Annotated in this window: 20 protein-coding genes; 13 read left to right on the forward strand and 7 right to left on the reverse strand. The window is 70.5% G+C overall.

Going from position 1 to position 19,791, the window contains the following annotated elements; all coding sequences use genetic code 11:
- Nucleotides 1-90: 90 nt before the first annotated feature.
- Nucleotides 91-645 (forward strand): hypothetical protein, encoded by a 555-nt coding sequence (locus KTR66_RS00585; RefSeq protein WP_213609309.1) that lies wholly within the window; start codon nucleotides 91-93, stop codon nucleotides 643-645.
- Here the strand turns inward: KTR66_RS00585 and KTR66_RS00590 are convergent.
- From KTR66_RS00590 to KTR66_RS00600, 3 genes are read right to left on the reverse strand one after another with little or no spacing between them, the layout of a single operon-like run.
- Nucleotides 614-1,810 (reverse strand): LLM class flavin-dependent oxidoreductase, encoded by a 1,197-nt coding sequence (locus KTR66_RS00590; RefSeq protein ID WP_213609311.1) that lies wholly within the window; start codon nucleotides 1,808-1,810, stop codon nucleotides 614-616. The genes KTR66_RS00585 and KTR66_RS00590 overlap by 32 nt on opposite strands.
- 41 nt (nucleotides 1,811-1,851) lie before the next feature.
- Complete coding sequence (locus KTR66_RS00595; protein ID WP_213609314.1) at nucleotides 1,852-2,745, reverse strand: DMT family transporter; 894 nt, start codon at nucleotides 2,743-2,745, stop codon at nucleotides 1,852-1,854.
- Entirely contained in the window at nucleotides 2,742-3,890 is a 1,149-nt protein-coding gene (locus KTR66_RS00600) for a YncE family protein (RefSeq protein ID WP_213609316.1), read from the reverse strand. The genes KTR66_RS00595 and KTR66_RS00600 overlap by 4 nt, the downstream gene beginning before the upstream one ends.
- 111 nt (nucleotides 3,891-4,001) lie before the next feature.
- Between KTR66_RS00600 and KTR66_RS00605 the strand changes: the two genes are divergently transcribed.
- The 8 genes from KTR66_RS00605 (at nucleotide 4,002) to KTR66_RS00640 (ending at nucleotide 11,584) form a co-directional block, all read left to right on the forward strand.
- Nucleotides 4,002-4,979, forward strand: coding sequence for a DUF4424 family protein (locus tag KTR66_RS00605; protein ID WP_213609318.1), 978 nt, complete (start codon nucleotides 4,002-4,004; stop codon nucleotides 4,977-4,979).
- Nucleotides 4,980-5,077: 98 nt separating this feature from the next.
- Nucleotides 5,078-6,127 (forward strand): TRAP transporter substrate-binding protein, encoded by a 1,050-nt coding sequence (locus KTR66_RS00610; protein ID WP_213609320.1) that lies wholly within the window; start codon nucleotides 5,078-5,080, stop codon nucleotides 6,125-6,127.
- Nucleotides 6,128-6,183: 56 nt separating this feature from the next.
- A complete protein-coding gene (locus KTR66_RS00615; protein ID WP_371818961.1) occupies nucleotides 6,184-6,606 on the forward strand; it encodes a TRAP transporter small permease in 423 nt (140 codons plus the stop codon).
- A complete protein-coding gene (locus KTR66_RS00620) occupies nucleotides 6,606-7,928 on the forward strand; it encodes a TRAP transporter large permease (protein ID WP_213609322.1) in 1,323 nt (440 codons plus the stop codon). Before KTR66_RS00615 ends, KTR66_RS00620 begins: the two co-directional genes overlap by 1 nt.
- A gap of 10 nt (nucleotides 7,929-7,938) precedes the next feature.
- Complete coding sequence (pcaH, locus tag KTR66_RS00625; RefSeq protein ID WP_213609324.1) at nucleotides 7,939-8,652, forward strand: protocatechuate 3,4-dioxygenase subunit beta; 714 nt, start codon at nucleotides 7,939-7,941, stop codon at nucleotides 8,650-8,652.
- Nucleotides 8,652-9,185, forward strand: coding sequence for a protocatechuate 3,4-dioxygenase subunit alpha (gene pcaG / locus KTR66_RS00630; protein ID WP_249731748.1), 534 nt, complete (start codon nucleotides 8,652-8,654; stop codon nucleotides 9,183-9,185). The genes pcaH and pcaG overlap by 1 nt, the downstream gene beginning before the upstream one ends.
- Nucleotide 9,186: 1 nt before the next feature.
- Nucleotides 9,187-10,554 (forward strand): 3-carboxy-cis,cis-muconate cycloisomerase, encoded by a 1,368-nt coding sequence (pcaB, locus tag KTR66_RS00635; RefSeq protein WP_213609326.1) that lies wholly within the window; start codon nucleotides 9,187-9,189, stop codon nucleotides 10,552-10,554.
- A 1-nt stretch (nucleotide 10,555) separates the two neighbouring features.
- Complete coding sequence (locus KTR66_RS00640) at nucleotides 10,556-11,584, forward strand: TauD/TfdA family dioxygenase (RefSeq protein WP_213609328.1); 1,029 nt, start codon at nucleotides 10,556-10,558, stop codon at nucleotides 11,582-11,584.
- Nucleotides 11,585-11,750: 166 nt separating this feature from the next.
- Here the strand turns inward: KTR66_RS00640 and gltA are convergent, their stop codons facing one another.
- The 4 genes from gltA to KTR66_RS00660 form a co-directional block, all read right to left on the reverse strand.
- The gene (gene gltA / locus KTR66_RS00645) at nucleotides 11,751-13,052 is read right to left on the reverse strand and encodes a citrate synthase (RefSeq protein WP_213609330.1); all 1,302 of its coding nucleotides are present in this window, start codon (nucleotides 13,050-13,052) and stop codon (nucleotides 11,751-11,753) included.
- Between the two features lie 159 nt (nucleotides 13,053-13,211).
- On the reverse strand, nucleotides 13,212-13,715 hold the full coding sequence (locus KTR66_RS00650) for a thermonuclease family protein (RefSeq protein WP_213609332.1): 504 nt from the start codon (nucleotides 13,713-13,715) through the stop codon (nucleotides 13,212-13,214).
- Between the two features lie 116 nt (nucleotides 13,716-13,831).
- Entirely contained in the window at nucleotides 13,832-15,010 is a 1,179-nt protein-coding gene (locus KTR66_RS00655) for a CHAD domain-containing protein (protein ID WP_213609334.1), read from the reverse strand.
- 206 nt (nucleotides 15,011-15,216) lie between these two features.
- Entirely contained in the window at nucleotides 15,217-15,750 is a 534-nt protein-coding gene (locus KTR66_RS00660; protein WP_213609336.1) for a histidine phosphatase family protein, read from the reverse strand.
- Between the two features lie 118 nt (nucleotides 15,751-15,868).
- On the opposite strand from KTR66_RS00660, the gene KTR66_RS00665 reads away from it, so the two are divergent.
- The 4 genes from KTR66_RS00665 to KTR66_RS00680 are packed head-to-tail and all read left to right on the forward strand — an operon-like array spanning nucleotide 15,869 to nucleotide 19,780.
- Nucleotides 15,869-16,591 carry an SDR family NAD(P)-dependent oxidoreductase gene (locus KTR66_RS00665; protein ID WP_213609338.1) on the forward strand — a complete coding sequence of 241 codons (723 nt, stop codon included), beginning with the start codon at nucleotides 15,869-15,871 and terminating at the stop codon, nucleotides 16,589-16,591.
- A gap of 2 nt (nucleotides 16,592-16,593) precedes the next feature.
- The gene (locus KTR66_RS00670) at nucleotides 16,594-17,205 is read left to right on the forward strand and encodes a DUF6134 family protein (protein ID WP_213609340.1); all 612 of its coding nucleotides are present in this window, start codon (nucleotides 16,594-16,596) and stop codon (nucleotides 17,203-17,205) included.
- Entirely contained in the window at nucleotides 17,192-18,730 is a 1,539-nt protein-coding gene (locus tag KTR66_RS00675) for a cryptochrome/photolyase family protein (protein WP_213609343.1), read from the forward strand. Before KTR66_RS00670 ends, KTR66_RS00675 begins: the two co-directional genes overlap by 14 nt.
- 51 nt (nucleotides 18,731-18,781) lie before the next feature.
- Nucleotides 18,782-19,780, forward strand: coding sequence for a tripartite tricarboxylate transporter substrate binding protein (locus KTR66_RS00680; RefSeq protein ID WP_213609345.1), 999 nt, complete (start codon nucleotides 18,782-18,784; stop codon nucleotides 19,778-19,780).
- Nucleotides 19,781-19,791 lie beyond the last annotated feature (11 nt).

A 19,791-nucleotide genomic window follows, 5' to 3' on the forward strand; every position in this document is an offset into this window, starting at 1 on the left:
TTCGGCCGGGAGCGTCGCAGGGCGCGGTTAACGAAGCGCAAAGGCTGGGCGGCAAGGCTTTCTTTACCGCGCCGCGCCTAGGACCGAGGCATGAAGCCCCGTCCGCCACGACCGTCCGCTCCTTGCCGTCCGGCCTGGGCGGGGGCTGTGCTGCTGCTGCTCGGCACGCGCCCGGCCGCCGCCGCACCTTGGGAGGGTGTGGCGCCGGAGGCGCTGGCGCTGGGCCTGGGCGGCCTCTGCTTCCTTTCGGGCGTCCTCCTCGCCCTGTTCGCGCTGCGCCGCCGCCCGCCGCTGCCCGGCCTCAGCGCCGCCGAGCTGGAGGAGATGCGCCGCGCCGTCACCGCCTTCTCCGGCACGCTGCGCGAGGGCACGGCGGTGCTTCTGCAGCAGCAGCGCGAGACGCTGGCCGCGGTGGATCAGGTGGCGGCGCATAGCCAGCAGCTCATCGCGCTCATCGCGACGGCGGAGGAGCGCAGCGCCAATGCCACCGCCCGGGCCGAAATCCTGGCCACGCGCGTGGCGCGCAGCGCGGCGGTGGAGGTGCGCGCGAGCGTGGAGAGCCTGACCGCCGTCTCCGCCCGCATCGAACACCAGGCGCGCGGGCTGGAGGAGGCTATTCGCCCGGTTGGCGTTCGCGCAGCTTGAGGCGCGCCATCTCCGGCACGGCCTGGCCGGCATCCACGAAGGCCTGCTTCAGCGCCTGGAGATTGGGCGCGAAGATGCCCTCGCGGTTCTGGTAGCACCACTCCCGGCTCTCGGCCGGCATGCGCAGCGAGCCCTGGAAGCGCGGCATGACCCAGCGGGCAAACAGCTCATAGCTGCGCAGCGTCTGCTCGCGATCGGCCCATTCATGGCTGCGGAAGAGGATGCCGCCGGCACCGCCTTCGCTGAAGCCGATCAGGCGCTCGATGCCCTTGGCCACGGTCTCGGGGCTGCCCACCAGCGTGGTGCCGGCCTTGAGGCCATCGCCGAGCGGATCTTCGGTGCGGGTGGGCGGGCGGCCCAGCGTCTCGCCGAAATAGGTCTCGGTCTCGAGGCGCTCGCCCACGCGGCATTCGCGCATCGCGCGCTCGTCATCCTCGGCGCAATGCATGTTGACGACGAGGCGCCAGTTCTTGCGATCCATCGTCTGGCCGTGCTTTGCCGCCTCGGCCTCCGCCATGCGCCATTGCTCGGCGAGCTTCTGCGGGCCGCCGGGCAGGCCGGCCCCGAGCGAGATGAGGCCGAGCCCATGCTTGGCCGCGGCCAGCGCGCCGGAGGGCGTGGTGGAGGAGGCGACGGAGATCGGGAAGCGCGGATATGTGTAGGGTGCCAGGTGCAGCCGCGCCTCGCGCAGTTCGAACCAGTCGGTCTTCATGGTCACCGGCCCGTCGCAGGCGAGCAGCCGCATGATGGCCTGGAGCGATTCCTCCATGCGCGGGCGCTGGGTGTGGGCCTCGATCCCCATCATATAGGCGTCGCTCACCAGGGCGCCCGGGCCGCAGCCCAGCATGACGCGGCCGCGCGTCATGTGGTCGAGCTGGACGAAGCGCTGCGCCACCAGCAGCGGGTGGTGATAGGGCAGGCTGGTGACGCCGGAGCCGAGCTTGATGTGCTTCGTGCGCTCGGCGGCGGCCGCGATCATGATCTCGGGGCTCGCGATCGTCTCCCAGCCGGCGGAGTGGTGCTCGCCGATCCAGGCCTCGTCATAGCCCAGCTGGTCGAGCGCCACGAGAAGATCGAGGTCGCGGCCCAGCGCCAGCGTCGGGTTGTCGCCCAGGCGGTGGAAGGGCGCGAGAAAAATACCGAAATTCAAGCCTGCATGGGCCATGGGAGGTTCCTCGATCTTTGCCGGGAAGCGTGGCGCGGCGGTCAGCGCTTGGCAACCACCAGGGCCACGCCGACCACCGCGACGGCGGTGCCCGCGATGGCCAGCCAGGCCATCTCATCGCCCAGCACCATCCAGGCGATGAAGGCGGCGAGCGGCGGCACGAGGAAGAACACCGAAGAAGCCCGCGCGGCCTCGCCATGGCGCAGCATGGCAAAGAGGATGGAGAGCGAGATCAGCGAATTGACGAAGACCATGTAGCCGAGGCCGATGAAAAGCTCCGGCGCCCAGTCCACCACCATGGTTTCCGTCACCCAGGCGACGGGGATGCTCGCCACCAGCGCCACGCTGCACATGACGAGATTGGCGGTGACGAGATGGGTGGGCCGGCCCGATTTGCGCTCCAGCAGCGCGCCGCCCGTCATCACCGAGAGCGCCAGCATGGCGAAGCCAAGGCCGAGCCAGCCGCTCGCCGCGAAGCCCGAGCCGGAGGAGATCACCATGGCCGCGCCGGCCATGCCGAGCAGGAGGCCGATCCAGCCGCGCAGCCCGACCGGCGGGTCGCCCACCACGGCCGGGGCGAGGATCGCCACCAGCACCGGCTGCAGCCCGATCAGCAGCGCGATGGTGCCCGGCCCCATGCCATTCGCCATGGCGAGGTTCATGCAGGCGAAATAGGCGAATTGCACGAGGAGCCCCATGCGGATCAGGTGCATGAGTGTCGCGCGATCCGGCCGGGGAGGGCGCAGCACGGCCCAGAGGGGCAGCAGCACCGCCACCACGGTGGCGTAGCGCATGACCTGGATCGTCATCGGCTCCGCATGGGGCAGGCAGAGCTTGATGGCGGTGAAGCCGCCGGACCAGAGCGAGACGAAGAGGAAGGGCGCCGCGGTCAGCCAGGCCGGCCGCGGCGCCTTGTCGGGGGTGCCTGGATTCAAGGCTGGGCCGTGCGCAAGGCGGAAGGCCCACCCTCGATGGCGATGCGGCCCGGCAGCGGCGTCAGGCGCTGGCCGTCGAAGCCGAAGCCCTGGATTTCACGCTCGATCATGTTCTGAACATAAACCCGCGTGCCGTCGCGGTTGAAGGCCACGCCCTGGCCCCAGCTGCCCATCTCGGCCTCGGCCACGCGAACCAGGCGCCCATCCTCGATGCGCAGCATCACCAGCTTGCCGCGGCCATAGAGCGGGTGGTTGTTGGCGCGTGCCGAGCCGTTGATCACCACCACCGCCACATGGCGGTTGTCGGGGCTGACCTGGATGCCCTCCGGCGTCGGGCCCACGCTGATCGTGTCCGTCACGCGGAAGGGCTCGGCGGTGAGGGAGACGAGGCTGACCGTATCCGCATCGCCCGAGACGCGGCCGAGATTCGCGACCGCGGCCCAGCGGCCATCGCTGGTGATGCCGAAGCCATAGGGGCGGATGCCCACGGTGATGTCACGCCCGGCCGGCGTCACGGTCTCGCCCTCTACGCGCAGCACGGTCACCATGAAATCGCCATCACGGCTCACCAGGGCGTGGCGGCCATCCGGGGTGAACTGCACATGGCTGACGCCGGACGCCGCCGGGCCCACGGTGACGGTGCCGACCGGGGCGAGGCGGCCGTCCGCGATGCGGAAGACGCTGACCGTCCCGGCATTGCGGTTGGCGACCAGCGCGAGCGTGCCCGCGCGGTTCACCGAGACGCCCGAGGCACCGGCCCCGGCCTCCAGCGTCTGCACGACCGCGGGGGGCGTCGCGCGGAGGTCGATCACGGAGAGGCGGTTGTCCGGGATGGTGCGGGCCGGATTGGCCGGGTCGATCTTCTGCGCGGAGGCGACGAGGCCGAGCCGCTCATCCGGCGTGAGCGCGACCGAGGTGGGCGGGCCCACCACGGAATGCGGCGCCTGCACCGTCGCCACGACGCGCGGCGGATGCTGGCCGAGATCGAGGATGGTGACATTGTCCGCCGGCGGATTGGGCACGACGCTGACGGTGCCGTTCCGCGACACCGCCTTGTTGTCATTGCCGGAGAGGGCGAGCTGGGCGAGGGCGGGCGGGACCGCGAGCGTCGCCGCGCAAAGGGCGGCGAGGGTGAGCTGCTTCATCTCTGTTCCTCCACGGGGGTCTCTCGCCCCATTCATGGAGCCTAGGGCGGCGCGGGTCGGCGCGCCAGCGCGCTTGACGCGGCCGCCTTCGTTGGCCGCAGAATGCGATCCATGCTTCGCTCCGCACTCGGCCTCGCCGCGCTTTTCCTCCTCGCCCTCCCGCGTCCGGCGCCGGCCAATGACAGCATGGCCGCGATCGGCATCGGCGGCCTGGCGCTGGTCCGCAGCGAGGCGGTGCGCCTGGATCGGCAGGAGCTCTTCATCAGCCGCGAGCGGGTCCGGGTCGAATACCTCTTCACCAACACGACCGACCGCGACATCGACACGCTGGTGGCCTTTCCGCTCCCCGACTTCACGCACAGCCCGGTGGATCGCGTGCCCGATTTCCGGCGGGAACTGGATTTCCGCACCGTGGTGGAGGGGCGGCCGGTCACCTATGAGCTGGTGCAGCGGGCGCATTTCAAGGGGCAGGACATCACCGATCGGCTGCGGGCGCTGGGCCTGCCGCTGGTGGGCGGCGATGAGTTCGAGCGCCGCGTGAACGACCTGCCGGAGCCCCAGCGCGCCGCCCTGCTGCGCGACGGGCTGGTGCTCGGTGCCTTCGAGCAGGGGCGCACGAATATCGACGAGCCGCTCTGGACCGTCAGCACCAGCGTGACGCGCCGCCAGGTGTTTCCGGCCGGGCGCAGCCTTGCGGTCCAGCACAGCTATGTGCCCTTCGCCGGCGGTTCGGTCGGTGGGCGGCTCTCGCCCGAGCGGCGCGGAACGTCCGAGTTTCGGGCCCTGCGTGCCCGCTATTGCATGGAGGACGGGTTCCTCGCCGCCTTCGATCGCCGCATCCAGCGGGCGCGGAGAGGGGCCGATTACGGCGAGATCTGGCTGCAATACCGCCTGACGCCCGGCGCCAACTGGGCGGGCCCGATCCGCGAGTTCCGCCTCGTGATCGAGAAGCCCGACCCCTCGATGATCCTGAGCTTCTGCGGCGAGGGCGTCCGCCGCCTGGATGACCGCCGCTTCGAGATGCGCCGGACGAATTTCACGCCCGAGCGCGACCTCGACATCCTGTTCGTGGAGTTCGTCCGGCCCTGACGGGCCCCTGGGAAAGCCGCCTTTCAAAGCCCTTGAGCGGGGCGGATGTTCAGGGCAGAAGGTTCGGAGGAAACAAGCTCCAGGGAGGCCACAAGGCCATGACGACCCGTCGCACCACCTTGCTGGGCGCGCTCGCCGCCCCCGCGCTCATCGCGGCGCCGCGCGCCGGCGCGCAGACGCCCGAGATGACGCTCAGGCTGCACCACTTCCTCCCGGCCGTCTCCAACGTGCACCGCCATTTCCTGATGCCCTGGGCGCAGAAGATCAGCACGGAGAGCCAGGGCCGCCTGCGCGTGCAGATCTTCCCGGCCATGCAGCTGGGTGGCGCGCCGCCGCAGCTCTATGACCAGGCGAAGGACGGTGTCGTGGACATCATCTGGACCCTGCCGGGCAATACGCCCGGCCGCTTCCCCTCCATCGAGGTGATCGAGCTGCCCTTCGTCGCGCATAAGCGCGCCAGCGTGAATGCGCGCGTGGTGCAGCAGCTCTACGAGACCCGCTTCCGCCAGGAATTCGCCGACACGCACATCATCTGCGCCTGGGCGCATGATGCGGGCGTGATCAATTCCCGCCGGGAGGTGCGCCGGCAGGAAGACCTGGCGGGGATGAAGCTGCGCTTCCCCACGCGCCAGGCGGGCGAGGCGCTGCGCGCGCTGGGGGCGGCGCCGATCGGCCTGCCCATCCCGCAGGTGCCCGAGGCGCTGGCCCAGGGCGTGATCGATGGCGCCGTGGTGCCCTGGGAGGTCGTGCCCTCCATCCGCCTGCATGAGACGCTGCGCAACCACACGGAATTCGCCGGCAGCCCGACCTTCTATGTGGCGAGCTTCGTGCTGGCGATGAACAAGGCGAAGTATGACGGCATGGCGCCCGATCTGAAGCGCGTGCTCGATGCCAATTCCGGGCAGGTCGCCGCCGCCATGGCGGCCCGCGTCTGGGACGAGCAGGGTCCGGTGGTGGAGGAGATGGTCCGCCGCCGCGGCAATGCCATCATCGAGCTCTCGGCCGAGGAGACGCAGCGCTGGCAGCGCACGACGCAGCCGGTGATCGACAACTGGGTGCGCGCCATGGGTGAGCGCAACATCCAGGGCGCGGCCCTGCTGGAGGAGACGCGCGCGCTGATCGCCCGCTACGGGCAGGGCGTGACCTGACCCCGCGCGGACCCGTCGCGCGCCTCGCCGCCACGCTCGCCATCTGTGGCGGCGTGGTGCTGCTGGCGACCGCGCTGCTCACGGTCGTCTCCGTCACCTCGCGCTGGCTCACCAGCCAGCCGGTGAAGGGCGATTTCGAGCTGGTCTCGCTGGGCTCGGGCCTCGCGGTGCTGAGCTTTCTCGCCTGGGGCAGCGTGACGCGGGCGAATATCCTGGTGGACAGCTTCACCACCTGGCTGCCGGCGCGGGTGAACGGGTTGATCGACGCCTTCTGGTCGCTCGCCTGGGCGGCGGTGACGCTGCTCATCGCTGAGCGGATGTGGCAGGGCATGCACGACACCTGGCGCAACGGCATGCGGACCATCGGCCTGCTCGCGCTGCCCTATTGGTGGGCCATCGGCATCGGGGCCTTCTGCTTCGCGCTGACCGGCATCGCGGCCCTGCTCACCATCCCGCGGCTGCTGAGGGGCCAGCGCTGATGGCGCCGGAATTCGTGCTGGCGCTGACCGGCTTCGCCGGGCTGATGGCGCTGATCATCCTGCGGGCGCCGATCGCGCTGGCCATGCTGATCGCCGGTGCGGCGGGCTATGTGCATGTGCTGGATCAGGCGGCGCTGTTCAACTACCTCAAGACCACGCCCTATCACCTCTTCGCCAACTACACGCTCTCCGTCATCCCCCTCTTCATCCTGATGGGCGCGCTGGCCGAGCGCGGCGGCCTGGCGCGGGACCTCTTCGCCGCCGCCAATGCGCTGCTGGGCCGCCGGCCCGGGGGCCTGGCCATGAGCGTGATCGGCGCGAGTGCCGCCTTCGGCGCCGTCTGCGGCAGCTCGGTCGCCACCACCGCCACCTTCGGCCGCGCGGCGCTGCCCGAGCTTCGGCGCTATGGCTATGCGCCGGGCTTCGCCACCGGGACCATCGCGGTGGGCGGCACGCTCGGCATTCTCATCCCGCCCTCGGTCATCCTCGTCGTCTACGCGATCAGCACCGAGCAGAACATCGCCAAGCTCTTCATGGCGGCTCTCATCCCCGGGCTGATGGCGACTGGCTTCTACCTCGCCACCATCTGGCTCTGGATGAAGCTGCGGCCGGAACTGGGCCCGCCTGCGCCGCCGCTGGAGGCGGGTGAGCGTGCCCGCGCCTTCCGCAACGTGATTCCGGTCCTGTGCATCGCGGTGCTGGTGGTGGGCGGCATCTATGGCGGCGTCTTCACACCGACGGAGAGTGCCGCGGTCGGCTGCATCGGCGTGCTGGCCGTGGGCCTGGCGCGCGGCAGCCTGCCCTTGCGGGAGATCCGCGCCGCGCTGCTGGCCACCGCCGAGACGAGTGCGATGATCTTCGCCATCCTGCTGGGGGCCGAGGTGTTCAACGCCTTCCTCGCCCTCACCCAGGCGCCGGATTTGCTCGCCATGTGGGTGACGGACCAGGATTTCCCGCCCTATGGCGTGCTGGTGGCGCTGCTGCTGACCTACATCATCCTGGGCGCCGTCATGGATGAGCTGGCGATGATCCTGCTCACGCTGCCGGTCTTCTTTCCCGTCATCACCGCGCTGGATTTCGGCATGACGACAGAGGAGACGGCGATCTGGTTCGGCATCCTCGTCCTCGTGGTGGTCGGCATCGGGCTGACGGCGCCGCCCATCGGGCTGAATGTCTTCGTGATCTCCGCCATCGCGCGCGACATCCCGATCTCGCAGACCTATCGGGGCGTCTTGCCCTACCTGGCCACGGATCTGCTGCGCCTCGTCCTCTGCGTGCTCTTCCCCGCCCTCAGTCTTTGGCTGGTGCGACTTCTGACCTAGGATCAGCGTCATGTCCGACCCCATCCCCTATGCCCGGCCCGCGCCCGGCACCCAGCCGCCGCTGGACAGCCCCGCCTATCGCAGCACCCAGGGCCGCGCGCCCCTGCTGGCGCCGATCCGCGCGCCCCACACGCTGACCGAGACCAGCTCGCCGCGCCTTTCGCCGCTGCATTACCCGGCCCAGGCCGACATGTCGGTCCATAACGGCAAGGCCGCGATGGGCGAGCGCATCATCGTCGCCGGCCGCGTGCTGGATGAGGCGGGGCGGCCGGTCGCGAACAGCATGGTGGAGGTCTGGCAGGCCAATTCGGCCGGGCGCTACCACCATGTGCGCGATGATCATGACGCGCCGCTCGACCCGAATTTCGAGGGGCATGCCCGCATCTTCACCGATGCCGAGGGGCGCTACCGCTTCACCACCATCCGCCCCGGCGCCTATCCCTGGCGCAACCACCACAATGCCTGGCGGCCGGTGCATATCCATTTCGCCCTCTTCGGCCAGGGCTATGCGCAGCGGATGATCACCCAGATGTATTTCCCGGGCGACCCGCTTCTGGCGCTCGATCCCATCTTCAACACGACGGCGGACGAAGCCGCGCGGCAGCGCCTGATCGCGAGCTTCGACCTCGGCGTGACGGAGCCCGAATGGGCGCTGGGCTATCGCTTCGACATCACGCTGCGCGGCCCGGCCGCGACACCCTTCGAAGAGGGGGATCACCCCTGATGGCGACCGCCCACCAGACCGCCGGTCCCTACTGGCACATGATCGATTTCCCCGCCTGGGCGGATCTGCTGCGGGCGGATGGCCCGAATGCGGGGGCGGAGGGCGAGCGCATCGTCATCGAGGGCACCATCACCGATGGCGATGGCGCGCTCGTCACCGATGCCATGGTCGAGATCTGGCACGCCGACCCCGCCGGCCGCTATGACGCGGCATTCCAGGGCTTCGGCCGCTGCGCCACCAATGCCGAGGGGCGCTTCCGCTTCGTCACGCTCAAGCCCGGCCCCGTGCCCGGCCGCGGCAATACGCTGCAGGCGCCGCATGTGCAGATCGCGATCTTCGCGCGTGGATTGCTGAGCCACCTCACCACGCGCCTCTATTTCGCGGGCGAGCCGTTGAACGAGACGGACCCGCTGCTCGGCCTCGTGCCCGCCGAGCGCCGCGCGACCCTCATGGCCGAGCCCGTCTCCCCTGGCACCTGGCAGCTCGACATCCGCCTGCGCGGCGGCGCCGAAACCGTCTTCCTGGACATCTGACATGCCCGTGAACCCCGCCGATTCCCCCGTCCTGGGCGTGCTCTACGGCACGGAGGCGATGCGCGCCGCGATGAGCGAACGCGCCTTCCTCCAGCGCATGCTGGATGTGGAGGCCGCACTCGCCCGCGCGCAATCGCGCCTGGGCATCGTACCGGCCGAGGCGGCCTCGGCCATCACGCTCGCCGCCCAGGTGGACAAGCTCGACCTCCAGGCGCTGGGCGATGCCACGCGCAACACAGGCTATCCGGTGGTGGGCCTGGTGAAGCAGCTCACGGCACTCGCCGGCCATGACGCCGGGCGCTGGACCCATTGGGGGGCCACCACGCAGGACATCATGGACACCGCCGTGGTGCTGCAGATGCGCCAGGGCCTCGCCTTGATCCGCGCCGAGCTGATCGCGGTGATCGGCGGCTTCGCGGCCATGGCGCAGCGGCACCGCGGCACGATCATGGCCGGGCGCACGCATCTGCAGCACGCGCTGCCCGTCACCTTCGGCTACAAGGTGGCCGTCTGGCTGTCGCCGCTCATCACCATGCTGGAGCGGCTGGAGCAGCTGCGCCCGCGCGTGGAGCGCGTGCAGTTTGGCGGTGCGGCCGGCACGCTCGCCTCGCTGGGCGAGCAGGGCCTCGCCGTGCAGCGGGAACTGGCGGCGGAGCTCGGTCTCGGCTGTCCCGACATCCCCTGGCATGTGGCGCGGGACGGCTTCACGGAGGCGGTCTCCTTCCTCGGCCTCGTCTGCGGCGCGCTCTCCAAGATCGCGACCGATGTGATGCTGCTGATGCAGACGGAAGTCGCCGAGGTGAATGAGCCGCATGTCACCGGGCGCGGCGGCTCCTCCACCATGCCGCAGAAGCGCAACCCCATCGCCTGCGAGTACATCCTCGCGCAGTCGCGCGGCGTGCATGCGCTGGTGCCGCAGATGATGGCCGCGATGGCGCAGGACCTGGAGCGCGGCACCGGCCCCTGGCAGGCGGAGGCGCTGGCCATCGGCCAGGCCTTCAACCTCACGCATGGCGCGCTTTCGCAGGCGCGTTTCCTGGCCGAGGGGCTGGTGGTGGACCCCGCGCGGATGCTGCGGAACCTGGCCGCCACGGGGGGGCTGATCGCCTCCGAGCAGGTGATGATGGGCCTCGCCCCCGTGCTGGGCCGCGGCGAGGCGCATCACATCGTCAACCGCGCCTGCGACCTCGCCATCGCGCGCGGCATCCCGCTGGTGACGGCGCTGGAGCAGGATCGCGAGATCGCGGCGCGGGTGGATCCCGCCCGGCTCAGGGCCCTGTGCAACCCGGAGAATTACCTGGGGAGTGCGACCCAGTTCGTGGATCAGGTGCTGGCCCGGCTGGCGGCCCCGCACGGCGCATCGCGCTGAGATGGTCCGCGCGCCGCTGACCGGTCCGAGCCTCTGGACCGGCGAGGGCTTGGCGGCGCGGAACGACTGGATCTGGCATTGGCGCATTGAGGAACTGGCGGAGCTGCTGGCCTGCGGCCGCGCCATGCTGGCAAGCGGCCGCCCCGTCGAGGCGTTCCGTCGCGCCGATCTGCCGCTGCCGGTCACGGCGCCGCGGCTGGCCGCCATCCAGCGCGACCTGGAAGATGGCTCAGGCGTCGTGAACCTGCGCGGCCTGCCGATCGCGGAGACGACGCCCGAGTTGCTGCGCGCCATCCTCTGGGCCATCGGCCTGCATCTCGGCGTGGCGCTCTCGCAGAGCAAGAACGGCGAATTGCTGGGCGAGGTGCGTGACACGGGCGAGGTGCCGGGCCAGCCGGGAAGCCGCGGCTACCGCACCGGCGGGGCGCTGCGCTTCCACACCGACCGCTGCGACGTGGTGGCGCTGCTCTGCTGCCGGCAGTCCGAGGGCGGCGGCGACAGCCTGATCGTCTCCACGCCCGCGATCCACAACGCCATGCTGGCGCAGGCGCCCGATCTGCTGGAACTGCTGTTTCAGCCCTGGCCGATCAGCCGCCAGCAGGAGCAGCGGCCGGGCGAGGCGCCCTGGTATCGCAACGCGGTCTTCGCGCTGCATGAGGGCCGCTTCACCAGCCAATACAGCCGCGGCTTCATCGAATCCGCCCAGCGCTTCGAGGATGCGCCGCGATTGACCCCCGATCAGGTGGCGGCGCTGGACCTGCTGGCCGCGCTCTCGCAGGAGCTCGCGCTGCGCACGCGGATGGAGCCGGGCGACATCCAGCTGCTCAACAACCACGTCACGCACCATGCCCGGACCGAGCTGGTGGATCCGGAGCGCAAGCGGCTGGTCTATCGGCTCTGGCTGTCCACGCCCAACAGCCGGGCCCTGCCCGAGGCCGCGCGCGTGCTCTGGGGCGAGACGGCGGCGGGTGCGGTGCGCGGCGGCGTGGTGGCCGCCGCGGGGTATCGGAGCATCCTCGAACGCGCCTGAGACTGGACCGTGATCCAGCCTTGCTGAGAGGACGACGCACCGCTTCGGTGATGCCAGCTCGGCGGATCATGCTCTGGTCGCGGATGCGGGGCACCGCACCCCCCCAAGAGAAAAGGCCGTGGTCAGCGATGGCTGACCACGGCCTTGTTCGGGGTGCCTGGCGGCCTCAGCCGCGCTGCGACATCGGCACGTAGTCGCGCGCGCCGGCGCCCGTGTAGATCTGGCGCGGGCGGCCGATGCGCTGGCTCGGATCCTCGATCATCTCCTTCCACTGGCTCACCCAGCCCACGGTACGGGCGACCGCGAAGATGACGGTGAACATGGAGGTCGGGATGCCCATCGCCTTGAGGATGATGCCCGAATAGAAATCGACGTTCGGATACAGCTTGCGCGAGATGAAGTACTCGTCGGTCAGCGCGATGCGCTCCATCTCCATGGCCATGTCGAGCAGCGGCTCGTCCTTGATGCCGAGCTCGGCCAGCACCTCGTGGCAGGTCTCCTTCATGATCTTCGCGCGCGGGTCGAAGTTCTTGTAGACCCGGTGGCCGAAGCCCATGAGCTTCACGTCGGAGTTCTTGTCCTTCACCTTCTCGATGAAGGCCGGAATCTTATCCGGCGTGCCGATCTCGGCCAGCATCTTCAGCACCGCCTCGTTGGCGCCGCCATGGGCGGGGCCCCACAGCGCCGCGATGCCGGCGGCGATGCAGGCGAAGGGGTTGGCGCCGGTGGAGCCCGCGAGGCGCACCGTCGAGGTCGAGGCGTTCTGCTCATGGTCGGCGTGCAGGACCAGGATGCGGTCCATCGCGCGCTCCAGCACGGGCGAGACCTCATAGGGCTCGGCCGGGACGGTGTTGAGCATGTAGAGGAAATTGGCCGCGTAGCTCAGGCGGTTCTGCGGATACACGAAGGGCTGGCCCAGCGCGTACTTGTAGGCCATGGCGGCGATGGTCGGCACCTTCGCGATGAGCCGGAAGGCGGCGACCTCGCGCTGGCGCGCGTCATTGATGTCGAGGTTGTCGTGGTAGAAGGCGGCCAGCGCGCCCACCACGCCGCACATGATCGCCATCGGGTGCGCGTCGCGGCGGAAGCCGTCGAAGAAGCGGCGGATCTGCTCGTGCACCATCGTGTGATAGGTGACGTCCTTGCGGAACTTCTCGAGCTGGGCGGCGTTCGGCAGCTCGCCATTCATCAGCAGGTAGCAGACCTCGATGAAGTCGGACTTCTCGGCCAGCTGCTCGATCGGGTAGCCGCGATACATCAGCACGCCGGCATCGCCGTCGATGTAGGTGATCTTGCTCTCGCAACTCGCGGTCTCGCCGTAGCCGGGGTCGTAGGTGAAGATCCCGAGGCTCGAATAGAGCTTGCGGATATCGGCCACCTGCGGGCCGAGCGTGCCACCCAGCAGCGGCAGCGTGGTGCTGCTGTTGCTGCCCTCGATGGAAACGGTGATCGAGCCGGTCGTGCTCATGATGCGACATCCTCAACAGGTTGGAGCGCGGGGCGTGGGCCGCCCCCGCGCGATGTTGCATTGCAGTGTAGGCAGGTCAGCGCTGTTGTCTATCCGGCTCTCGCGGGCCGCTGTTGTCTTCCCGCGAAGATGGGCCAAGCCGGGGCCCGGCCGGCGGCGTCAGATGCCGCGGCGCCAATGCGCGGGCGGCTCGAAGCCGCCGGACCAGAGGCCCCGCTGGGCCTGGCGGGCCGCCGCCTCATGCTGCGCGAGGGCGGGGGCCGCGCCGGAATCGGCCAAGGCCCAGCCGGCCGCGACCATCGTCGCGTTCAGGTCGATGGTGCCGGCCCGGCAGGCGCCGAGCGCGCGGCCGAAACGATCCCGCCCGGCGACGCGGCAATCAACGCCACGCTCACCCACCAGATCGGCGAGGACGGCGGCGGCGGCGGTGCCGCAATCATAGAGGCGGCCCTGCGCGTCGGTGCAGAACTGACCGCGCTCCGGCGCCTCGACGCCGTGCAGGCGGAGCATGCGGTCACCCAGGCGAAGCGTATCGCCATCCACGATGCGGATCTGCGCGTTGGGGGTGGACCAGTCCTGGCTGCCCGGCGCCGAGCCCATGAGTTGCCCTGGCAGGCCAAGCGCCACGAGGCCGCCGCCAAGAAGGGCCGTGGCCCCCACCATGGCCGCACGACCCCAACGACGGGGCGAGCGGGCTGGCTTGTAAATTTTGCGTCGGCGCATGAGTCGTTTGGTTAAACCACGATGAAGGGGGCTGGCAACCCGCTTGTTTCGCCATATTACAAATCGTGGTTTTCCGGTGACTTCCAGAAGGGGCCTGCCTTGCGGAGGCGCTTCCAGGCGGCGAGGGCGGCGATTCGGCTCCCCTCCGCCCGCCCGGCGGCGAAGCCCGTGACGGTTCCGATGGCGAATCCGCTCGCCCCCCGGCCCACGAGTCGCCGCGCCAGCTGCCCGGCCACGGTCGCGTCATTGGCCAGGCCCAGCGCCTCCTGCAACTCGGCGAGCCGCTTCGTGAAGCGTTTCGCGGCCCTGCCGGGCCACAGCGCGGCGAAGGGTTCGGCCGCGTAGCGCAGGCGCTTCGCGTCGAGGCGCATCTCGTGCAGCGCGGTCGCGTCCAGCTCCTGCATCGCGGTGCCGGCCTTTTTCAGGCGCTTCCAGCGCTTGCGCAGCACTGCGGCGGCGAAGGGCGGGAGAGGCGGGTCGGCCGGCGGCGGGGGATGCAGCAGGCCGAGCCGCATGCCCTCAAAGATGGCGGCGCGGAAGGCGGGCGAGGCGAGGAAGTCGCCCAGCGCCGCATAGGCCGCGTCGCGCTCGCGCCCGGCGGCGGTGAGCAGGCGCTTGACCCGCGCATCGCCCTCCAGCGCGGCCAGCGTGCCCGGGCCGATTCCCGTCAGGAAGACGTCCCAGTCGCGCGCGGCGCCCAGCGCCTGGGCGACGTCGCGCAGATGTCCGTCCCAATCGCGCCAGGCCTGGCCGTCCAGCACCGGGCGGAACAGACGCAGCAGGGAGCGCAGGCGACGCAGCGCCACGCGCGTCTGGTGCACGCCGCGGGGGCCCATGCCCGGACGGCAACCCGGAGCCTCGGCCAGGATCACGTCCAGCAGATGGGCCAGGGCCGCGCGGAAGGCGGCTTCGGTGGTGGTGGCGCCAGCGAGGCTGGGCGCGCCCTGGCGGCGCGGGTGGGGGGGGCGCCTCTCGGCCAGCGCCAGCGCCGCCTCGTCCAGGCCATGTGGTGCGGGAAGCAGCGGCAATGTCCCCGCCAACTCGGCGGCGAGCGCCAGCACCTTCGCCGGATCGCCCTGCAGCACCAGTCGGGCGATGCGATGCGCCTGCCCGCCGGCCTCCAGGCGGCCCTCGATCCAGGTGGCGCCAGGGGCAAGGAGGGTGCTGCGGCCGGTAAAGCGGGCGATGGGGCGGGCCGTGGGGTCGGGCGGTCGCGCCTCCGGCGGCGGCAGCATGCCGGGCCAGGCGGTCGTGCCCGTGGGTGGCAGGGGGGTGACCGCATGCCACGCACGGTTCCGGCGGGTGAGCAGGGGCGCGTCCTCGCCCTCGCCGCGCAGCCAGGTGACACGGTGCGATCGCCAGCGCGGGGGCGCGAAGCGCGGATGGGTCGGGCATCGCGGCGGTGGCGCCCCCGGTTCCTGCCAGGGGGCCAGTTCGAGGATCAGGCCGCCACCTCCGGCAGGTCCCGGGGTGCCACGAATCGCACCAGCCTCCCCCCGCCATCCTGCAACTGCCCCCAGGGGCCGGCGATGGTGAACTCGGCCAAGGCGCCCGTCGGGTAGCCTTCGGAGAGGCGTCGCGCATGAACGCCGCCCATGGCCGCGCCCGTCGCGCCCATCAGCGCCAGCCCGAGCTCGTGCAGGCCCGGATTATGGCCAATGAGCAGCACCGAGCGCGCCGTCTCCGGCATGGTGCGCAGCGTGTCCATCAACCGCTGCCAGGGGGCGAGGTAGAGGTCGTCCATCACCTCGATGAGGGGGGAGCTCTCCATGGGCTGCAGCGCCTCCAGCGTCTGCAGCGTGCGCCGCGCGGAGGAGACGAGCACGATGTCGGGTGCCAGGCCCAGTTCCTGCATCTGATGGGCCATGGCCGCCGCCGCCTGGCGCCCGCGCGCGTTGAGCGGGCGGGCGTGGTCTGAGAGCATCGCGTCATCCCAGGAGGATTTGGCGTGCCGGAGCAGCAGGAGCTGACGCATGGCGGGCTGATGATGGCACGGCTGCGCGGCGCTGTCCCACCCCCTTCAAGGGGTGGGGCTTTCCGAATGGGCGAGGGACCCCACCTCTGCCGCCTGTTCGGGCGCATATGGAGTTTTCATGACGGAGCGGGTGCTGATCCTGGGGGCCACGGGCGGTGTGGGCGCGGCGCTGGCGCGGCGGGTGGCGGCGCGGGGAGCCCGGCCCGTGCTGCTGGCGCGCGATGCGGGCCGTCTCGCGGCGCTGGCGGCGGAACTGCCCGGTGCGGAGAGCGTGGTGGCGGATGTGACCAATGCCGCGGCGCTGAAGGCCGCGATCCAGGGTCTGGGCGCGCCGCTTTCGGGCCTTGCCTTCTGCGTGGGCTCCATCCTGCTCAAGCCGGCGCTGCGGACCACCGAATCCGACTTGCTGGACGCGTTCCGGCTGAACGCGGTGGCGGCCGCACTTGCCGTGCAGGCGGCGGTCCCCGCGCTTTCGGGCGGCAGCGTGGTGCTGTTCAGCAGCGTCGCGGCGCGAACGGGCTTCGCCAACCACCTCGCCATCGCCGCCGCCAAGGCGGCGGTGGAGGGAATGACGGTGGCACTCGCCGCCGAGCTGGCGCCTGCGATCCGGGTGAACTGCATCGCCCCCAGCCTGACGCGGACCGCCATGGCCGAGCCGCTGACGCGCAACCCGGCCATGGCGGAGGCGATCGCCAGGCTGCATCCGCTGCCCCGGCTGGGCGAGGCGGATGACATTGCGGCCGTGGCGGATATGCTGCTCTCGCCCGCCGCCGGCTGGATCACGGGGCAGGTGATCGCGGTGGATGGCGGGCGCTCCACCCTCCGCACCAAGGCCGGATGACCATGATCGCAAGACGTTCCCTGCCGCTGCTTCTCGCGGCGACCCCGGCTCTGGCCCAAGGGCAGACGGGGGGCCAGGCGGATTACCGCTGGCGCGTCATGCGCAACGGGACCGCCATCGGCACGCACAACATCACCTTCACCGAGCGCGGCGGCGAGCGGATCGCGGTTTCGGAGAATCTCGTGACACCGCGGGTGATGGGCGTGGTGGTCTATCGCTATGAACACAGGTTGACGGAGGTGACGCGGGGCGGGCGCTTCGTCTCGGTCCGCTCCAGCCTGAACCGCAACGGCACCATCACGGAGGTGGAGGCGCAGGCCACGGGTTCCGGCGTGACGCTGCGCGGACCCGAGGGCGCGCTGAACCTGCCGGCGCAGGCCGCACCGCTGTCCTGGTGGGAGCCGCAGCGCTTCGGGGGTTCGGTGCCGCTCTTCGGCACGACCACGGGCAAGCCGCTCGATCTGCGCTGGACGCGCGAGGCGGTGGGGGGCGGCGTGCGCTGGCGGACCGCGGGCGAGATCGAGGCGGTGCTGGAATTCGACGCCTCGGGCCGTTGGACCGCCTATCAGGTCAAGGGCGATGACGGCAGCACCGTGATCTATGCCGCAGCCTAGCCTTCGTCTGGTCCTGGGCGACCAGTGCTCCGCCTCGCTCTCGGCGCTGGAGGATCTCGACCCGGCGCGGGATGTGGTGCTGATGATGGAGGTGCGGGGCGAATGCACCTATGTGCCGCACCATCCGCAGAAGATCGCGCTGATCCTGTCCGCCATGCGGCATTTCGCGCGCGCGCTGCGGGCGCGGGGCGTGCGGGTGGACCATGTCGCGCTGGATGATCCGGCGAATACGCACAGCTTCTCGGGCGAGGTCGCGCGCGCCGTCGCGCGGCACAAGCCCGCGCGCATCGTGGCGACCGAGCCCGGCGAATGGCGCGTGCGGCAAGAGATGGAGGGGTGGGAGGCGGCGCATGGCCTGCCCGTCGAGATCCGGGACGACACGCGCTTCCTGGCCGATCTCGGATTCTTCCGGCGCTGGGCGCAAGGCAAGAAGCAGCTCCGGATGGAGTTCTTCTACCGCGAGATGCGCCGCGCCACCGGCTTCCTCATGCAGGGCGACAAGCCCGAGGGCGGCGAATGGAACTACGATGCGGAGAACCGCAAGCCGCTGCCCAAGGGGCTGGTGCCGCCCACACCGCCGCGCTTCGCGCCGGATGAGATCACGCATGAGGTGATGGCGCTCGTCACCCGCGAATTCCCCGCGCATTTCGGCAGGCTGGAGGGTTTCAACTGGCCGGTGACGGCGGCGGAGGCGAAGCGGGCGCTGGCATCCTTCATCACCGACCGCCTGCCGCGCTTCGGCGACTACCAGGACGCGCTGGCGGAGGGCGAGGCGACGCTGTTCCACAGCCTGATCTCCACCAGCCTCAATATCGGCCTGCTGCTGCCGGGCGAGGTCTGCGCGGCGGCGGAGGAGGCGTATCGCCAGGGCCGCGTGCCGCTGAACGCGGCGGAGGGCTTCATCCGCCAGATCCTGGGCTGGCGCGAATACGTGCGCGGCCTCTACTGGTTCAAGATGCCTGGCTATGGCGCGACCAATGCGCTCGATGCGCGGCGCCCGCTGCCCGGCTTCTACTGGACGGGCCAGTCGGGCATGCGCTGCATGGATGCGGCGATCGGCCAGACGCGGGACCTCGCTTACGCGCATCACATCCAGCGGCTCATGGTGACGGGGAATTTCGCGCTGCTGGCGGGGATTGATCCGCTGCAGGTGCAGGAATGGTACCTCGCCGTCTATGCCGATGCCTTCGAATGGGTGGAACTGCCCAATACCCATGGCATGGCGCTGCATGCCGATGGCGGCATCATGGCCAGCAAGCCCTATGCGGCAAGCGGCGCCTATATCAACCGGATGGGCAATCATTGCGGCCGTTGCCGGTATGACGTGAAGCGCGCGACGGGCGAGGGCGCCTGCCCCTTCAACTTCCTCTACTGGGATTTCATCGCCCGGCATGCCGAGGATTTCGCCGGAAATCCGCGCATGGCCATGCCGCTCAACACCTTCCGCAAGATGGCGCCGGAGAAGATCGCCGCGATGCGCGCCGAGGCCGCGAAATTCCTGAACGCGACGTCATCCTTGCCTTGACCGGAGGCCCCTCGCGCGGTTGAAGGGCTCCAACGCAGGAGAGTTCCGCAGATGCACCACACCCCCCGCCGCAGCCTCATCCTCGGCGCGCTTGGCGCGCCCCTCCTCGCCGCACCCGCCCTGGCCCAGGCCTGGATGCCGAGCCGCTCCGTCCGCATCGTCGTTCCCATCGCGCCGGGCGGCGCCAATGACATCATCGCCCGCCTGATGGCCGAGCGGCTGCAGCCCATCCTGGGCCAGACGGTGGTGGTGGAGAACCGGCCCGGCGCCGGCGGCAATATCGGCGCGCAATCGGTCATCCAGGCGGAGAAGGATGGCCACACCTGGCTGCTGACCTCGGCCAATGTGCTGACGGCCAACACCTATCTCTACGGCAACCGCATGCCCTTCGTGCCGCTGCGCGACTTCGCGCCCGTCACGCGCGTGGGCATCGGCACGCTGCTCTGGGTGGTGAATGCCCAGCGCCCCTGGCGCACCTTCCAGGAGCAGATCGAATTCGCCCGCCGCAACCCGGGCCGGGTGACGATGGGCAGCAGCGGCACGGGCACGATCAGCCATCTGTTCTTCGAGCGCGTGAAGCGGCAGACCAATGCGGACATGACGCATGTGCCCTATCGCGGCGGCGGACCGGCCATCCAGGACCTCATCTCGGGCAATATCGACATGATGTTCGATGTGATGCCCGCGCTTCTGCCGCATGTGCGCGAGGGGCGGTTCCGGGCACTCGCCGTCGGCAGCCAGGCCCGCGTGGACTATGTGCCCGAGATCGCGAATGTGCCGAGCATGGGCGAGTTGCTGCCGGGCTCGGGCATTGATGCGCTGAACTGGTGGTGCGTGGTGGCCGCGACCGGCACGCCGGACCCCGCCATCGCCACGATGCATGGCGCGATCGCGCGCGTTCTGGCGATGGAGGAGGTGCGCACGCGCCTGCTCGGCCTCACCATCCAGCCCATGCCGGATGCGACGCCGGCCGCCTTTGGCGAGTTCTGGCGCGCGCAGGTGCCGGTCTGGCGCGAGCTGGTGGAAGCCTCGGGCGCCGTCGCGGAATAAGCCTTCCGCCG

The sequence above is a fragment of the Roseococcus sp. SDR genome, assembly GCF_019083995.1.
Classification (GTDB): domain Bacteria; phylum Pseudomonadota; class Alphaproteobacteria; order Acetobacterales; family Acetobacteraceae; genus Roseococcus.

Excerpts from the sequence above, each read along its gene's own strand:
- pcaB (WP_213609326.1), top strand. The coding sequence starts at position 9,187 with ATGCCCGTGAACCCCGCCGATTCCCCCGTCCTGGGCGTGCTCTACGGC.
- KTR66_RS00600 (WP_213609316.1), bottom strand. The coding sequence starts at position 3,890 with ATGAAGCAGCTCACCCTCGCCGCCCTTTGCGCGGCGACGCTCGCGGTC.
- KTR66_RS00620 (WP_213609322.1), top strand. The coding sequence starts at position 6,606 with ATGGCGCCGGAATTCGTGCTGGCGCTGACCGGCTTCGCCGGGCTGATG.
- pcaG (WP_249731748.1), top strand. The coding sequence starts at position 8,652 with ATGGCGACCGCCCACCAGACCGCCGGTCCCTACTGGCACATGATCGAT.
- gltA (WP_213609330.1), bottom strand. The coding sequence starts at position 13,052 with ATGAGCACGACCGGCTCGATCACCGTTTCCATCGAGGGCAGCAACAGC.
- KTR66_RS00680 (WP_213609345.1), top strand. The coding sequence starts at position 18,782 with ATGCACCACACCCCCCGCCGCAGCCTCATCCTCGGCGCGCTTGGCGCG.
- KTR66_RS00670 (WP_213609340.1), top strand. The coding sequence starts at position 16,594 with ATGATCGCAAGACGTTCCCTGCCGCTGCTTCTCGCGGCGACCCCGGCT.
- KTR66_RS00665 (WP_213609338.1), top strand. The coding sequence starts at position 15,869 with ATGACGGAGCGGGTGCTGATCCTGGGGGCCACGGGCGGTGTGGGCGCG.
- KTR66_RS00605 (WP_213609318.1), top strand. The coding sequence starts at position 4,002 with ATGCTTCGCTCCGCACTCGGCCTCGCCGCGCTTTTCCTCCTCGCCCTC.
- KTR66_RS00585 (WP_213609309.1), top strand. The coding sequence starts at position 91 with ATGAAGCCCCGTCCGCCACGACCGTCCGCTCCTTGCCGTCCGGCCTGG.
- KTR66_RS00650 (WP_213609332.1), bottom strand. The coding sequence starts at position 13,715 with ATGGTGGGGGCCACGGCCCTTCTTGGCGGCGGCCTCGTGGCGCTTGGC.
- KTR66_RS00660 (WP_213609336.1), bottom strand. The coding sequence starts at position 15,750 with ATGCGTCAGCTCCTGCTGCTCCGGCACGCCAAATCCTCCTGGGATGAC.
- pcaH (WP_213609324.1), top strand. The coding sequence starts at position 7,939 with ATGTCCGACCCCATCCCCTATGCCCGGCCCGCGCCCGGCACCCAGCCG.
- KTR66_RS00640 (WP_213609328.1), top strand. The coding sequence starts at position 10,556 with ATGGTCCGCGCGCCGCTGACCGGTCCGAGCCTCTGGACCGGCGAGGGC.
- KTR66_RS00590 (WP_213609311.1), bottom strand. The coding sequence starts at position 1,810 with ATGGCCCATGCAGGCTTGAATTTCGGTATTTTTCTCGCGCCCTTCCAC.
- KTR66_RS00655 (WP_213609334.1), bottom strand. The coding sequence starts at position 15,010 with ATGCTGCCGCCGCCGGAGGCGCGACCGCCCGACCCCACGGCCCGCCCC.
- KTR66_RS00675 (WP_213609343.1), top strand. The coding sequence starts at position 17,192 with ATGCCGCAGCCTAGCCTTCGTCTGGTCCTGGGCGACCAGTGCTCCGCC.
- KTR66_RS00610 (WP_213609320.1), top strand. The coding sequence starts at position 5,078 with ATGACGACCCGTCGCACCACCTTGCTGGGCGCGCTCGCCGCCCCCGCG.